We start from the raw sequence: 15,355 nt of genomic DNA on the forward strand, positions 1-15,355 counted from the left end.
CATTCTCCCGCAGGGCTTGTTCAATTTTTCGGGAAGAATAAATGTTGCGTAAATAGGCATAGATAACAACTTTGAGAAGCATCCGCGGATGATAGCTTGAAGTGCCACCACCTTTATAGCTCTTCTCCAAAGCAGAGATGTCTATATGATCAATAATTGTATTTACTATTCGTACGGGATGATTCTTGGGAACTAAATCATCATAACTGGGAGGAAGAAGACTTAACTGGTCCTGTTGGTAAGTCTTGAATACTACTTTGCTGCTCATGCTTAAAAATAAACATGATCACTTAATTATACAAAAAAGAGGCTGCCTTTTTAGACAGCCTCTTTTGTTTTGATATAAGTATAAGTATAAGTATAAGTTTAAGTTTATTCTTCCTCCTGAACGTCACTAAGATCTATGCCTAATTTTTCCAGGACTTTTTCGGTAATATCATAGCGTTCATCGGCAAAGGCTAAGCTGTTACCATTGGCGTGAAAAATCTGGGTGTAGCCGTCTTCCTGGATAACCTGTTGCATCGCCTGATTGATCTCATCATAAAGGGGCTTGGTAAGTTCGTTTTTGCGCATCTGCATCATTACAGAAGCTCGCTGGCGAAAACCTTTAATATCATTCTCAAGACCGATTATTTCATTTTCTTTTTCGGCTCTTTCCTCTTCTGTTAAAGTTTCCCGGTCTTTCTGGTATACCTCGACCAGGCTTTCATATTCCTTGATGGTTTCCTGAAGATCTTCCTGCATCTCGGTGTTATAATCTTGTAATCCAAGATTTACTTCTTCCATAGCAGGCATTTGGGCAAGTATATAATCTGCATCAATAGTTCCCGTTTTCGTTTGGGCATTGACGATGTGGCCTATAAATACAAAAGCAATTAATAAGGATATTTTTTTCATAATTGAATAAATTTTTGGCAAATATAACCGCACAATCGGTTTAATCACAGTTTTTATTTAATAAAAACAGTAAAAAAGTATCAGGTGAAACTTTATAAGACTTTTTCTATTCTGAATTGATAAAAATCTTAATCAGAATGTTTCAGAATTTAATTAAAAGGAATAATAATTTCCGAATGGAATAATCGTTTTTGGTTTAGCTTGTAGAACCTAAAGGAATTCTTATTTTTGCTCTCATGTAAAAGGCACAGGAGTAGCTGTTTGTGATTGGTATATAAATTGCTTGCCTTAACCAAAAAAGTATTGAAAAGTATACATCGATTTTTAATAATTATTCTGTTAACCTTTGGGATGACAGCCTGTAATTTATTTGAAGAAACCGACGAACGAAAGGTGGTGGTGCGGGTTAATGATTCTTACCTTTATGAAGAAGATATTAATGCCCTTCTTAATGAAGACACCAGTCCCGAAGACAGCAGCCTGATCGTATCTACTTATATTACTCGCTGGGCTACCCAACAATTGATCATAGACCGGGCCCGGCTTAATCTTTCTGAAGAACAACAGAAAGAATTTAACGATCTGGTGGAGAATTACCGAAACGAACTTTACACCAATGCCTATACTGAAGCCCTGGCCAGAAAGAATATGGACACCAGCTTTAGCGAGACAGAGCTTGAAACTTATTATGATGAAAATAAAGAAAACTTTAAATTAAGGGAAGATTTGGTGAAATTAAGGTATATAAACCTTGATAAAAACCTTAATAACATTCAACAGATCAAGACCTGGTTTGAACGGTTTAATGAAGAAGACAGGCAGGAACTTGATAAAATTGCGCTTCAGTTTAAAAATTATTCCTTTAATGATTCGGTTTGGGTTAAAACCAAATCGGTTTATGAAAAAATAGAACCTTTAAGCACAGAAGACCGGTCAGACTTGCTTAAATCTTCTAATTTTCTTCAGCTTGAAGATTCTTTAAGCGTATATTTGATCTATGTTAACGATGTGTTGGAGAAGAATGAACAGGCCCCTTTAGGATATGCCCGGTCCTCGATAAAACAGATCTTGCTGAATAAAAGAAAGCTTGATCTTACAAAAGAACTTGAAAAAGAAATTACAAAAGATGCAATTAAAAACAATCAATTTGAGATTTACTACTAAGGTTTCCGTATTCATTTTCGGATTATTTTTTAGTCTGAATACTTCTGCCCAGGAGATTATAGTGACAGATAGTACTGCCATCCAACCTGAACAAGAATTGGCGCAAAATACTGATGAAGATGGTGACTTTAAACGTAAAAAAGTAGATGGAATCGCCGCCGTAATTGGAGATTTTATTGTGCTGGAAAGCGATGTTCAGCTTATGTATAAAGATATGCAAAGTCAGGGTATGTCTACCGCAGGAATTACTGACTGTCAGTTGGCAGGTTCCCTTATGGAAAACAAGCTTTATGCACACCACGCCATTCAGGATAGTATTATAATTATGGATGCTGAAATCAATAATTATATCGACCAGCAAATTGGTCAAATGGTAAATCAGGTAGGCTCTATGGAAAAGGTGCTTGAATTCTATAAGAAAGATACCGAAGAGGAGTTTCGCAGTGAGTTGTACGAGCTTAACAAGGAAAGACAACTTGCCAGCCGTATGCAGCAGCGTATCATTGAAGATGTAGAGATCACTCCTGAAGAAGTGAGAGAATACTTCGATAATATTCCTGAAGATCAACTTCCAATGTTTGGAGAAGAGGTGGAGCTTGCTCAAATCGTGATAAGACCTGAAATACCCGAATCAGAAAAGAATAAAGTAATCTCACGTCTTAACGAGTTTAAGGCCGATGTTGAAGATAACGATGCAAATTTTGGTACTAAAGCTATATTATATAGTCAGGATCCGGGAAGCGCCAGTAATGGAGGACAAATAAGTCTTTCCCGAAAAGATAATTTTGTACAGGAATTCAAGGATGTAGCTTTCAGCCTTCAGCAAGGAGAGGTGAGTGAACCTTTTGAAACTGAATTTGGATTCCATATCATCCAGGTAGACCGTATACGTGGTCAAACCGTTGATCTTCGTCATATTTTGCTTATTCCTGATGTGAATAATCAGTCTGTAGAAAAGGCGAAAAGTGAGATAGACAGTATTCGTAAGAGAGTAAATGAAGGAGTACTGGATTTTGCTGAAGCTGCCAGAGAATTTTCAGATGAAGAAGAAACCAGAAATGATGGCGGGCGTCTTATGAACCCACAAACGGGAGATACTCGTTTCGAACTTTCCAAAGTAGATCCAAAACTTTACGACCAGATTGGGGAATTGCAGGAAGGTGAATTATCCCGTAGGTTAACCGAACAGGACCGCACCGGGCGCCCAACCTTTAAGCTGATAAAAGTGACTAAAAGAATTCCGGAGCATGAGGCTAATTATTCTTCAGATTATATGAAAATCAAGGAGCTTGCTCTACGTGACAAACAGATGGAAGCTATTGAGGAATGGCAGAAGTCGAAGATCGATGAGACTTACGTGAAGATTAGTGGTGAATACCGCGATTGCGAGTACAGCAGTAACTGGCTTAAAAATTAAAAAAGATGTCTGACGTTGCCCTGGTAGAGAAACTGGTTGAAAAAAACCGGCAATTAAAAAAAGAAATTGCCAGGATTATCGTTGGACAGGAAAAAGTAATAGACCAAATTTTGCTCTCCGTTTTCTCCGGAGGGCATTCTTTGTTAATAGGGGTGCCGGGACTGGCAAAGACTTTAATGGTTAACACCATAGCCAAAACTCTCGGGCTTGATTTTAAGCGAATTCAGTTTACCCCAGATTTGATGCCAAGTGATATTTTGGGAGCCGAGATCCTGGATGAAAACCGTAATTTTAAATTTATCAAAGGTCCAATCTTTGCAAATATCATCCTCGCCGATGAGATAAACAGAACCCCACCAAAAACACAGGCCGCTTTACTGGAGGCAATGCAGGAGAGAGCTGTAACCGTGGCCGGTCATCATTATAAGCTGTCGAAGCCATATTTCGTACTTGCTACTCAAAACCCCATCGAGCAGGAGGGAACCTATCCCTTACCCGAAGCACAACTAGACCGGTTTATGTTTGCTATCAATCTGGAATATCCCAGTTTTGAAGAAGAGGTAAATGTAGTAAAGAATACCACTTCTGATGAGGAGGTGGAAGTTGATGCCTTGTTCAATGCTGAAGAAATTATCCAGATACAACATCTTATAAGAAGGATTCCCGTAGCCGATAATGTAGTGGAATATGCGGTTAAGCTTGTAGGAAAAACCCGGCCCTTGGCCGAAGGTGCTCCGGAATTGGTTAAAAATTATCTGGATTGGGGTGCAGGACCGAGAGCTTCTCAAAATTTAATACTTGCAGCTAAGGCTAATGCCGCAGTTAACGGGAAATTTTCTCCTGATATTGAAGACGTTCAAAAAGTGGCCATTGGTATCTTACGCCATAGAATTATAAAAAATTACAAGGCTGAAGCAGAAGGCATTTCCGAAGAGAAAATAATTACCGAATTATTTTAGAAAATTTCTTTCCTGGAGAAGAAATCTCCATTGTCAATATCGTAAATTCCTATTATTAATTTAAATATTCGATAATTTTATCTCCTAAAATTTAAAGATAATTGAATTATTTTCAAGTAATTTCGATATTAGGTTCTAATTTTTAAAATCCGCTTGAATTCCGTAAATTTGCGAGACTTTTTAGAACTTAAAAATAACAAATATGGCATTCGATATTGATATGATCAAAAAGGTGTACAGCCAATTGCCCGAGCGTGTGAATCAAGCACGCGAGGTGGTTGGAAAACCTTTAACCCTTTCAGAAAAAATCCTTTATTCTCACTTGTGGGATGGCGAAGTAAAAGAAGCTTACCAAAGAGGAAAAGATTATGTAGATTTTGCTCCAGACAGGATTGCCTGCCAGGATGCAACTGCGCAAATGGCTTTGCTGCAATTCATGCAAGCCGGGAAAAAAGAAGTAGCAGTTCCAACAACTGTGCATTGTGATCACCTTATCCAGGCTAAAATGGGTGCCGTTATAGATTTGCAGGCTGCCAATAAATCAAGTCACGAAGTTTTCGAATTTTTGGAATCGGTTTCTAATAAATACGGAATCGGTTTTTGGAAACCGGGAGCAGGGATAATCCACCAGGTGGTTCTTGAAAATTATGCTTTCCCCGGTGGAATGATGATCGGTACAGATTCGCACACCGTAAATGCTGGTGGTCTTGGAATGGTCGCTATAGGTGTTGGTGGTGCCGATGCCGTTGATGTAATGGCCGGGATGGCCTGGGAACTTAAATTCCCAAAACTTATAGGGGTGAAGCTAACCGGAAAACTTTCCGGATGGACCTCAGCTAAAGATGTGATCTTGAAAGTAGCCGGAATTCTTACCGTTAAAGGTGGAACCGGAGCTATTATAGAATATTTTGGAGAAGGAGCCCGCTCAATGTCGGCTACCGGAAAAGGAACTATTTGTAATATGGGGGCTGAGGTAGGAGCCACAACTTCTACTTTTGGTTACGACGATTCAATGGAGCGTTACTTAAAAGCTACTGACCGTGCTGATGTTGCAGATGCGGCTAACCAGGTAAGAGAGCACTTAACAGGAGATGATGAAGTGTATGCTAACCCTGAGCAATATTTCGATGAACTAATCGAGATCAACCTTTCAGAGTTAAAACCGCATCTTAACGGACCTTTTACTCCGGATCTTGCCACTCCAATTTCTGAAATGGAGGTTAAAGCCAAAGAAAATGACTGGCCTATAAATGTAGACTGGGGACTTATTGGTTCCTGTACCAACTCTTCTTATGAAGATCTTACCCGGGCAGCTTCAATTGCCAAGCAGGCTGTGGATAAGAAGATTAAAGCCAAATCAGATTTCGGGATTAATCCGGGATCAGAGCAAATTAGATTCACCGCCGAACGTGACGGATTGTTGCAAATCTTTGAAGATCTTGACGCAACTATTTTTACCAATGCCTGTGGACCTTGTATTGGCCAGTGGGACCGAAGTGACCGTAAAGGAGAGGAAAAGAATACCATTGTGCATTCTTTTAACCGTAACTTCTCTAAACGTGCCGATGGTAACCCAAATACACACGCTTTTGTAGGTTCACCAGAAATGGTTGCCGCTATTGCTATCTCAGGTCGTCTCGATTTCGATCCAACCCGTGATAAACTTATCAACGAAGATGGAGAGGAAGTGATGCTGGACGAGCCAAAAGGAATAGAATTACCAGAAAAAGGTTTCGCTGTTGAAGATGCAGGTTATATACCACCAAAAGAGGACGGAAATTCTGTTGAAGTAAAAGTAGCTGAAGATAGTGAACGTTTAGAATTGTTGACTCCTTTTGAGCCCTGGGATGGTAAAAACCTTACCGGAGCCAAATTACTTATAAAAGCATTTGGAAAATGTACCACCGACCATATTTCAATGGCTGGACCCTGGTTAAGATACCGTGGTCACCTTGATAATATTTCCAATAATATGCTTATTGGGGCCATCAATGCTTTTAATAAGAAAACCAATTTCGTTAAGAACCAACTAACCGGTGAGTATGATGGTGTGCCTAGCGTACAGCGTGAATACAAAAAAGCCGGAGTGCCTACTGTCGTGGTTGGAGACCATAACTATGGAGAAGGTTCATCCAGAGAGCACGCGGCTATGGAGCCACGTCACCTTGGAGTGAAAGTAGTACTGGTTAAATCTTTTGCCCGAATTCACGAGACAAACCTTAAAAAACAAGGTTTGCTTGGGGTGACCTTTGATAATGAAAGTGATTATGACCTTATTCAGGAAGATGATACCTTTAACCTTATAGATTTGAAAGACTTTGCTCCAAATAAGCAAATCACTATTGAAGTGGTTCACGCCGATGGCAGCAAGGATACTATAAAAGCTAATCATACTTATAACAATTCTCAAATAGAATGGTATAAGCATGGTTCGGCTCTAAACCTGATCAAAAAGCAGAATGTTGCATAATTAAATAAGGTTTATTATAAATGATAGAATCCCGCCGTATCTCAGGCGGGATTTTTTTTACCCAAAATCAGTTTGTTAAGTTTACCTTTGTTTCTCGTCTAAACCTGAAATTTATTATATGAAATTTTTCAAAAATCAATGGTCCAATATTATATTTATAGTATTGATTCTTATTCTCATAATTCCCCAAACCCGTAAGCCCATTCAAATATTCGTAAATAAAGTGTTTTCTTTCAGCCCCTCGGTTACCGATGAGGAAGATCGGGAGAAACTTGCCGATTATAATTGGATTCTTGAAAACAGTGAGAGAGAGAGAGTTAATTTCTCAGATTCTGAAGGCGAAGTGGTAATCGTTAATTACTGGGCTACTTGGTGTCCGCCCTGTATTGCCGAGATGCCAAGCTTCCAGGCTTTATATGAAGATTATAAGGATAAGGTAGACTTCTATTTCGTTTCAGGAGAAGAACATACCACCACGCAAAAGTTTCTCAATTCAAAAGATTACGACATCCCCAGTTACCGGATGCTTTCGGAAGATCCTAAACCTATGGATGGTTACTCTCTTCCTACTACTTATCTTATCGATAAAGATGGAGAAATCATTATTAGAAAAATTGGAGCCGCCGACTGGAATAGTCAGAAATTGAGAAACAAGCTGGATGAATTAATAACCGAATAAGCCTTTTAAAAGTTTTTTCTGAAAAAAGATTTGATGAAATCAAAGCTGTAAAGCGACATCATGATTTTTAGATCTTCGGAAAAAGTGGTCTCTTCATCCAGATAGCTAAAGATCTCTTCGGGAGTATTTTTGGTGTAGAATTTTGTGAAGATCTCTTCCCCTTTCTCATTATTATTGGCTAGTACGTCGAGAAATATTCCATCATATCTTTTGAATTTTTTATTGATGAGGCTTTCCCCGGGAGGTTTTCCGCTTTTGAGATTTTCAACAATTTTACTAACTCTCTTTTGCGTATTTATGAAGGAATAACCGGTTGAAGCTTTTACCCAACCCCCGCCGGTTCCTATCTTTGTTATATTTGAAGTGTTTCCTTCTTCAAAAGGAAAGTCTGTCATCGGAATGATCCCTGTTTCAGTTGTTTTTATATTATAATCTTTTAGTTTCAGGATTTCTCCAAGGTAACGCTTAAGCATTTTATCATAGACCGCATCTTCGGTTAAAAACGGAGTGAAGAAAGTGAATTCTATAAGTGCTTTGGTTTTTGAAACCGGTAAAACATAAGTGAAAGCTGTAGTATCTTTATACTTCAGACGATAATCCATCATCGTAAATTCTTCGGGAGAAAAAACGGGCTCCGGAGTTTCAATTTCCCAACCCTTAAAATGCTGATAGATTAAAGTATGTTTTCCTTCTTCAAGATATTCAGGATCCACACGGCTGTCGAAAAAATGGGTTGCGGAATAATTATTCAACTTCCCTGAAGCTTCCCGGGTAACCGGATCTATTTCTGAAATTTCATCCCGAATCAATTTTATGTCGTTTGATGCTTCCAGCTCCTGAAGGATTTCCCTGTAAAAATCTTTGGCTTTTATCATTTTATACTGGTAGGGCTCCAACTCCAGCTTTTTATTCAGTTCTGAAGTTATAAACCGACCATTTTTCCAGGTTTTGGAAACCAGGTCGTCCCATTGGCCTTTGCCTTTTTCCCAGAAACACCAGGTCTTGGTGGGGGTTTCAAAATCCGGATCTATTACCGCAATCTGTTTTCCTTTAAAAAAAATATCCCGGCTAAGTTGCCGGGCAAGCTGCAATCCTGCGAGTCCTCCTCCTACAATTACATAAAAATATTTAGGTACCTGCATAGCAATGTAACGACCAAAAGTGTAAGTTATTTTTTAAAATATTTAAAAGGTACCCACAACATCCCAAAACATTCTCCATCCTCTTTGCCCAAGTGCTTATGGTGCATTTTGTGAGCCCGTCTTATGCCTTTAGCAAAACGGTTATTCGCATTTCTAAAAATCTTAAAACGCTGATGAATAAAGATATCGTGAACTGTGAAATAGGTGATTCCGTAAGCCAGGATCCCAAGACCTACAGGCAGGCCAAACCAAACATCTTCATATCTCCACAAGAGGAAAAAACCTATACTTACCAAAGCATAAAAGATAAAAAACAGGTCATTTCTTTCCCACCAATGACTGTGATCTTTGTGATGATGATCTTTATGTAATGACCATAAGACCCCATGCATAATATATTTATGGGTAAACCAGGCCATTCCTTCCATAAAAATAAAAGTGCCCAGAAAAACTGCTATCCAGAGTAATATGCTCATTTTAGAGTAAATTTAATCTATACGAAATATACGATTTTGCCAGCAAACCTACCTTCTGATAATCAGAAACTCTTATTCGACGGTTTTTTATTTCCATGGGTGGTGTTTTCTTCAGTTTATGAAGCAACTTCTTATAATAAATAAATGCTGTATAAACTCCGAATTTTGCTTCTACTGGTAATTTAGCAATACCCTCATAACCTTTCCTGAAATCGCTGTCTATTTCATCAATTATTTGTTTTTTTCCCGCTTCATCCAGCTGTGCCAGGTTGGTGTGTGGGAAGTAGCTCCGGCTTAGGTCTTCGTAATCTGCTTTCAGATCCCTTAGGAAATTCACCTTTTGAAAGGCAGAACCCAGGCTCATTGCTGAATCTTTTAAAGCCTCAAACTTTGCAGGGTCACCTTTAACAAAGACTTTAAGACACATGAGTCCAACAACATCTGCACTTCCGTAGATGTATTCCTTGTAATCGTCAAAACTTTTATATTCTGTTTTATAAAGGTCCTGCTGCATACTTTTCATAAAAGCATTGTAAAGAGAAGCTTCTATATTGTATTTGTGTGCCGTTTCCTGGAAAGCGTTGAGGATTGGATTAAGGCTTATTTTGTTTTCAATAGCGAGATGGAGGTCCCGTTCAAAATCCTTAAAAAGTCTTTCTTTATCATAATCGTGAAAACTATCTACGATCTCATCTGCCAGTCGCACAAAACCATAAATGTTGTAAACATCCTGTCTTATGGAAGGTGCCAGCATTCGGGTGGCCGTAGAAAAAGAAGTACTATAGGCGTGAGTCACGCACTTACTGCAGGTGTGGGAAAGGGTGTCAAAGATTGTTTTCATAGCTATTTTTTTGAATTTTGAATAAGGCCCGCAACAAGCTTTCCTGAAATAAGCGAAGGTGGTACTCCAGGGCCGGGAACAGTTAACTGACCGGTGAAAAACAGGTTATGAACCTTTCTACTTTTTAATTTAGGTCTTAAAAAGGCTGTTTGAAAGAGCGTATTGGCAAGGCCGTAAGCGTTTCCTTTATATGAATTATATTCTTTTTTGAAATCCAACACGCAAAAAGATTCCCGGAACAAAATATGATCGATTACTTTTTGTTGAGTAATCTCCTCAAACCTGGAAATGATCTTTTGGAAATATTTTTCTCTTATTTCTTCGGAATCCTCTACATCGGGGGCAAGGGGAATTAAGAATATTCCGGTTTCTTTGCCTTTCGGCGCCGCTGATGCATCGGTTACTGAAGGAAAACTCGCATAAAAAAGAGGATCTTCGGGCCATTTGGCTTCATCGTAAATAGCACGGGCATGCTTTTCGAAATCGGTGTCAAAAAAGAGACTGTGATGGGTGATGTTGGCCAGTTTTTTATCAAATCCTACATAGAATAACAGGGAAGAGGGTGCGAATGTTTTTTTCTCCCAGTAGGATTCAGGATACTGCCTGTTGTCTTTTGGTAAAAGGGTTTCTGTATGGTGATAATCGGCTCCGCTTAAAATGTAATCACTCTTTATGCGTTCCCCGTTAACCAGGATTCCTGTCGCCGTATTGTTTTTTACAAAGATTTTTTCCGCAGGCGCACTGGTATTTATTTTAACTCCCAGAGAGCGGGCGAGTTGCTCCATTCCTTCAATTACTTTATACATACCCCCTTTTGGGTGCCAGGTGCCCAGGCCGAAATCGGCGTAATTCATAAAGCTGTAAAATGCCGGAGTATTGCTGGCTTTAGCTCCAAGGAATAGAACCGGAAATTCCAGGATCTGAATTAATTTGGGATTTTTAAACTCCTTTCGGACTTCCTTTGAGATCGTGCTGAAAAAACTCCCGAGTTTCTTTGCTGTGGCTGGTGTCACTAATTCCAAAGGAGAAACTCCCGGGCGATAAACCAGGTCTTTAATTGCAATATTATAATTATCCAGAGCCTCATCGATGAATCTTTCCAGCTTTGCTGCACTGCCGGCTTCCTCTGTTTCAAAGGCTTTGTAGATCTTTTCCAGCGTATCTTCAATAGTTATGCTGTCCTCTTTTCCGAAGAAAACCTTATAGGCCGGATTGAGTTTCTCGAGCTCATAGAAATCAGCAGGAGTTTTTCCGAAATCGGCGAAAAAACGCTCAAAAACATCGGGCATCCAGTACCAGGTTGGACCAATATCGAAAGTAAAACCTTCTTTTTTTAATTGCCTGGCGCGGCCACCAATTGTTTTGTTTTTTTCAAAAATCTCCACCTCATAGCCATCCCGTGCCAAATAGCAGGCAGCGGCAAGGGAGGCAAAGCCCGAACCAATTATAGAAACTGTTTTTTTCATAGACTCAGAAGAAACTGGTTGAGATTATCGAATTTTTTGATGAATGGCGGGAAGTTTTGGGTATCCACTTCTTTTAATTTTTGCCCGAATAAAAGGAGTTCATAATTCTTTTTCCGGCAAACCTGTTTTTCAAATTCCTTTATAAACGTGTTAATATTTACTGGGGAAGTGGTGAAATAGCTCAAAAAACAAATGTCCTCATGGCGTTCCATGAGATAACTCAGGTCTGAGAGCGGAAGGCTTGGACCCAGGTAGATCGCATTTCTATGATTGTAGATCAATTCATAGTATAGGTATATTATGCCAATGTCATGAATTTCATTCTCAGGAAGGAAGAGTACATAGAGTCGGTCTCTGGTTGGTTTATTGGTCTTTTTGATCTCGGCAAGGTGGAGATAGATCTTTTGCTTTATAAGATCTACTATAAAGTGCTCGTGTATAGGTTTAATGGTATAGGTTTGCCACAGCATTCCTATATTTCCCAAAAACGGAAGAAAAACCTGATGGAATACTTCTCTGAAACTTTTATCTTTTCGAAGGCCTTCATATGTGGTATTGAAAAGCTCTTCATCAAAATTTATCATGGAAAGTTTAAGCGCATTCAAGGCTCTGTTTTCATTACTGGCCTTTGCATTTATATTTTTAACCATCTTATTGATTTCCTCATCATTTAATTTAGAAATGCGGGAAATCTTATAGCCATGTTCATTAAGAAAGGAAATATTGAGAAGCTTCTGAAGGTTAGAACTATCATAAGTTCTTATATTAGTAGCTGTGCGATCGGGATTGAGAATATTGTATCTTTTTTCCCAAATTCTTATGGTATGGGCCTTGATTCCAGTTAAATTTTCAAGGTCTTTTATGCTAAAGTTCTGTTTAATTAATTCCATAGTATTTTAAAGATAGGCAAATCTACAGAATAATAGAATTGAAATGAATTATCAAAATGTTAAATTGTTTAATTTAGTAGTTAAATAATTAAACAAAAATCTTTAGAATATGACCAAAATTAAATCCAGGCGAGTACTAATCACTGGTGGGGCTTCAGGTATAGGTAGATTAATGGGAAGGAAGGTGCTGGAAAAAGGAGGAAAATTAATCATTTGGGATCTTGATAGCATTAAGCTTAGAGAGACACTGGAAGAGCTGACGGCTATTGGCGAGGTGCATACTTTTGAAATTGATATTACTGATGAGCAGAAAGTAAAAGAACTTGCGTCTAAAATTCAGGATGAAATCGGTCCTGTGGATATCCTGATCAATAATGCCGGAATTGTGTATGGAGGCAATTTTCACGAATCTACTCCCGAAGCGATCAATAAGACCATGGCTGTTAATGCCATTGCGCCAATGCATCTTACCCAGAAGTTTTTACCCGAAATGATCTCCAGGAAGTTTGGGCATATTTGCAATATAGCATCTTCAGCAGGATTGGTTTCGAACCCAAAAATGGCGATATATGCCGGAAGCAAATGGGCCTGTACCGGTTGGTCTGATAGTTTGAGGCTTGAAATGACGGCTTTGAAAACCGGAGTGGGCGTAACCACTGTAACTCCCTATTATATCAACACAGGAATGTTTGACGGTGTGAAATCTTTTATTCCTATTTTAAAGCAAGAAAAGGTAGCTGCCAAAGTTATAAAAGCTATTGAGAAAAACCGGATTTTCTTGAGTATGCCCTGGAGTATGCGGTTTGTGAGATTTTCCCAGGGACTGTTTCCCATATGGTTTTATGACTGGTTTGTGGGGAAGGTTTTAGGTATTTATAAAACTATGGATGATTTTAAAGGAAGAAATAATAAATAGCATGGAAGAAACATCAGGAACTAAAATTGGAGCAATTTTTAAAAGTCAAAAAGAATTTTTTGGAACTCACCGTACTAAAGAAGTGTCTTTTAGAATCGAACAACTAAAAATACTCAAAAAGGCTGTCTTGAGCTATGAAGATCGCATTTACAATGCCCTGGCCAAAGATCTTAATAAAAGTAGGGAAGAAGCGTTTTTAACCGAGGTGAGTATCGTTTTACAGGAAATAGATTTCCATCTTAAAAAACTTAAAGGCTGGGCCAGGCCCAAGAAAGTGTCATCTCCATTGGTGCTCTTTCCCTCCAGTTCAAAAGTTCTGTATGAACCTCTAGGCGTAAGCCTTATTATTTCTCCCTGGAACTATCCCTTCCAACTTTGTCTTAATCCGCTTGTTGGTGCGATTTCTTCAGGTTGTTGTGCGGTTTTAAAACCTTCTCCCGATTCTCCAAATACTTCCCGGGTTATGGAGGCCATGATCAAAGAATATTTTTCTTCAGAATATATTAGCCTGGTGCAGGGTGGAAAAGAAACCAATCAGGCGCTGTTTGAATTTCCATTCGATATTATCTTCTTCACAGGTAGCTCCAGAGTTGGAAAAATAGTGATGAAAGCAGCGGCTGAACATCTGAGTAAGGTAGTGCTGGAGCTCGGTGGGAAAAGCCCATGTATAGTAGATAAGGATGCTAACCTTGATCTTGCGGCAAAACGCATTGCTTGGGGAAAAACAATTAATGCAGGCCAAACCTGTATCGCTCCCGATTATCTTTTAGTTCATAATTCGATTAAAGAAGAATTACTGAAAAAGATAGTGGAAGCCTTGAAAGGTATGTATGGTGAAAAAATAAAGGACAGTAATCACTACGCAAGAATTATAACCGATAATGCTTTCGAGAGGCTTACCGGGTGTTTAGATGCTAAAGATGTTTACCATGGAGGAGAATCTGATGCGGAGACCAGATTCATAGCTCCTACAATTCTGGATAAGGTAAGTCCTGATGATGAAATAATGCAGGAAGAGATATTCGGACCAATTCTTCCGGTAATGGAATTTGAAGATACTTCCAAAGCCATTTCATTCATAAATGAAAACAGAAAACCCCTGGCATTATATTATTTTGGAGGTAAAAGAAAAGCGAAGGACGTTCTTAATAAAACAAGTTCGGGGGGAGCTTGTATAAATGATACTTTATTACATATAGCGAATCATAAAATGCCTTTTGGTGGAGTGGGGCATAGTGGTATGGGGAATTATCACGGTTATAAAAGCTTCCTGGCTTTTAGTCATGAAAGAGGAGTTGTGAGCTCATCTACATTAATAGATTTAAGCTTAAAATATCCGCCTTACCGGTTTTTTGGTGTTATAAAGAAAATACTGGGGTGAATAATAAGAATGAAAAGTGTGCCCGGAGCGGGAGTCGAACCCGCACGCCCTAATGGACACATGGCCCTCAACCATGCCTGTCTACCAGTTCCAGCACCCGGGCAAAAGCAGGATTCGAAAATCGAACTTTCAATAGGGTTTCAGTAAATTGAATTCCAAAAGGATTCTGAACTTAATAAGTGATTTGAGTTCCCACTTAAAAATGTGATCTGGCCGGGCTTCCTTCGACTTCGCCTAATGGCTTGCTCAGGATATCCCAACATAATCATTATTTCAAAAAGTGATCTGGCTGGGGCTTCCCGATATTCCGCTATCGCTACAATCGGGACAGGCTTCTCGCCCAACAAAATCTGAACTTCTTTATGTGATCTGGCTGGGGCTCGAACCCAGGACCCTCTCCTTAAAAGGGAGATGCTCTACCAACTGAGCTACCAGATCTGGTTTTTGCGTCTGTAAAAAGAACTAATTTTTGTGATTTGGTTGAGGCTTCCTTCGACTTCGCCTAACGGCTTTCTCAGGATAAACTTCTCGCCCAACACGGTCATAATTTCAAAAAGTGATCTGGCTGGGGCTCGAACCCAGGACCCTCTCCTTAAAAGGGAGATGCTCTACCAACTGAGCTACCAGATCAATTAGGGCAAACGTCGTTTTGCGAAT

14 protein-coding genes and 3 tRNA genes are annotated in these 15,355 nt (G+C 39.2%); 7 read left to right on the forward strand and 10 right to left on the reverse strand.

The annotated features are described in order from the left end of the window. The coding region (locus tag BM266_RS15565) for a transposase (protein WP_139220673.1) at positions 1 to 268 on the reverse strand (268 nt) is incomplete at its 3' end. A 104-nt stretch (positions 269 to 372) separates the two neighbouring features. Further along, a complete protein-coding gene (locus tag BM266_RS15570; RefSeq protein ID WP_093411339.1) occupies positions 373 to 897 on the reverse strand; it encodes an OmpH/Skp family outer membrane protein in 525 nt (174 codons plus the stop codon). Positions 898 to 1,200: 303 nt separating this feature from the next. On the opposite strand from BM266_RS15570, the gene BM266_RS15575 reads away from it, so the two are divergent. From BM266_RS15575 to BM266_RS15595, 5 genes are all read left to right on the forward strand, one after another. Beyond that, a complete protein-coding gene (locus tag BM266_RS15575) occupies positions 1,201 to 2,061 on the forward strand; it encodes a peptidyl-prolyl cis-trans isomerase (protein ID WP_245760471.1) in 861 nt (286 codons plus the stop codon). Then, the gene (locus tag BM266_RS15580; RefSeq protein WP_093411343.1) at positions 2,024 to 3,478 is read left to right on the forward strand and encodes a peptidylprolyl isomerase; all 1,455 of its coding nucleotides are present in this window, start codon (positions 2,024 to 2,026) and stop codon (positions 3,476 to 3,478) included. Before BM266_RS15575 ends, BM266_RS15580 begins: the two co-directional genes overlap by 38 nt. 5 nt (positions 3,479 to 3,483) lie before the next feature. Continuing rightward, positions 3,484 to 4,437 (forward strand): AAA family ATPase, encoded by a 954-nt coding sequence (locus BM266_RS15585; RefSeq protein ID WP_093411347.1) that lies wholly within the window; start codon positions 3,484 to 3,486, stop codon positions 4,435 to 4,437. Positions 4,438 to 4,639: 202 nt separating this feature from the next. Beyond that, a complete protein-coding gene (locus tag BM266_RS15590) occupies positions 4,640 to 6,907 on the forward strand; it encodes an aconitate hydratase (protein WP_093411349.1) in 2,268 nt (755 codons plus the stop codon). A 118-nt stretch (positions 6,908 to 7,025) separates the two neighbouring features. Next, the gene (locus BM266_RS15595; RefSeq protein WP_093411351.1) at positions 7,026 to 7,586 is read left to right on the forward strand and encodes a TlpA family protein disulfide reductase; all 561 of its coding nucleotides are present in this window, start codon (positions 7,026 to 7,028) and stop codon (positions 7,584 to 7,586) included. A gap of 5 nt (positions 7,587 to 7,591) precedes the next feature. Here BM266_RS15595 and BM266_RS15600 read toward each other — a convergent pair whose 3' ends face one another. From BM266_RS15600 to BM266_RS15620, 5 genes are read right to left on the reverse strand one after another with little or no spacing between them, the layout of a single operon-like run. Continuing rightward, positions 7,592 to 8,728, reverse strand: coding sequence for a lycopene cyclase family protein (locus BM266_RS15600; protein WP_093411353.1), 1,137 nt, complete (start codon positions 8,726 to 8,728; stop codon positions 7,592 to 7,594). Positions 8,729 to 8,754: 26 nt separating this feature from the next. Then, the gene (locus BM266_RS15605) at positions 8,755 to 9,204 is read right to left on the reverse strand and encodes a sterol desaturase family protein (protein WP_093411355.1); all 450 of its coding nucleotides are present in this window, start codon (positions 9,202 to 9,204) and stop codon (positions 8,755 to 8,757) included. Between the two features lies 1 nt (position 9,205). Further along, a complete protein-coding gene (locus tag BM266_RS15610) occupies positions 9,206 to 10,045 on the reverse strand; it encodes a phytoene/squalene synthase family protein (RefSeq protein ID WP_093411357.1) in 840 nt (279 codons plus the stop codon). A gap of 2 nt (positions 10,046 to 10,047) precedes the next feature. After that, a complete protein-coding gene (locus BM266_RS15615) occupies positions 10,048 to 11,511 on the reverse strand; it encodes a phytoene desaturase family protein (RefSeq protein ID WP_093411359.1) in 1,464 nt (487 codons plus the stop codon). Continuing rightward, positions 11,508 to 12,401: a MerR family transcriptional regulator gene (locus BM266_RS15620; protein ID WP_093411360.1), complete on the reverse strand. Its 894-nt coding sequence runs from the start codon at positions 12,399 to 12,401 to the stop codon at positions 11,508 to 11,510. The genes BM266_RS15615 and BM266_RS15620 overlap by 4 nt, the downstream gene beginning before the upstream one ends. 109 nt (positions 12,402 to 12,510) lie before the next feature. On the opposite strand from BM266_RS15620, the gene BM266_RS15625 reads away from it, so the two are divergent. Further along, positions 12,511 to 13,317: an SDR family oxidoreductase gene (locus tag BM266_RS15625; RefSeq protein WP_093411362.1), complete on the forward strand. Its 807-nt coding sequence runs from the start codon at positions 12,511 to 12,513 to the stop codon at positions 13,315 to 13,317. Position 13,318: 1 nt separating this feature from the next. Beyond that, complete coding sequence (locus BM266_RS15630; protein ID WP_245760472.1) at positions 13,319 to 14,698, forward strand: aldehyde dehydrogenase; 1,380 nt, start codon at positions 13,319 to 13,321, stop codon at positions 14,696 to 14,698. 19 nt (positions 14,699 to 14,717) lie between these two features. Here BM266_RS15630 and BM266_RS15635 read toward each other — a convergent pair. The 3 genes from BM266_RS15635 to BM266_RS15645 all read right to left on the reverse strand — a co-directional run bounded on the left by BM266_RS15635 (position 14,718) and on the right by BM266_RS15645 (position 15,328). After that, a tRNA-Leu gene (locus BM266_RS15635) sits at positions 14,718 to 14,801 on the reverse strand. Positions 14,802 to 15,063: 262 nt separating this feature from the next. Beyond that, a tRNA-Lys gene (locus BM266_RS15640) sits at positions 15,064 to 15,136 on the reverse strand. Between the two features lie 119 nt (positions 15,137 to 15,255). Further along, positions 15,256 to 15,328 (reverse strand) — tRNA-Lys (locus BM266_RS15645). Between the last annotated feature and the right edge of the window lie 27 nt (positions 15,329 to 15,355).

The organism is Salegentibacter flavus, from assembly GCF_900115145.1.
Taxonomy (GTDB): domain Bacteria; phylum Bacteroidota; class Bacteroidia; order Flavobacteriales; family Flavobacteriaceae; genus Salegentibacter; species Salegentibacter flavus.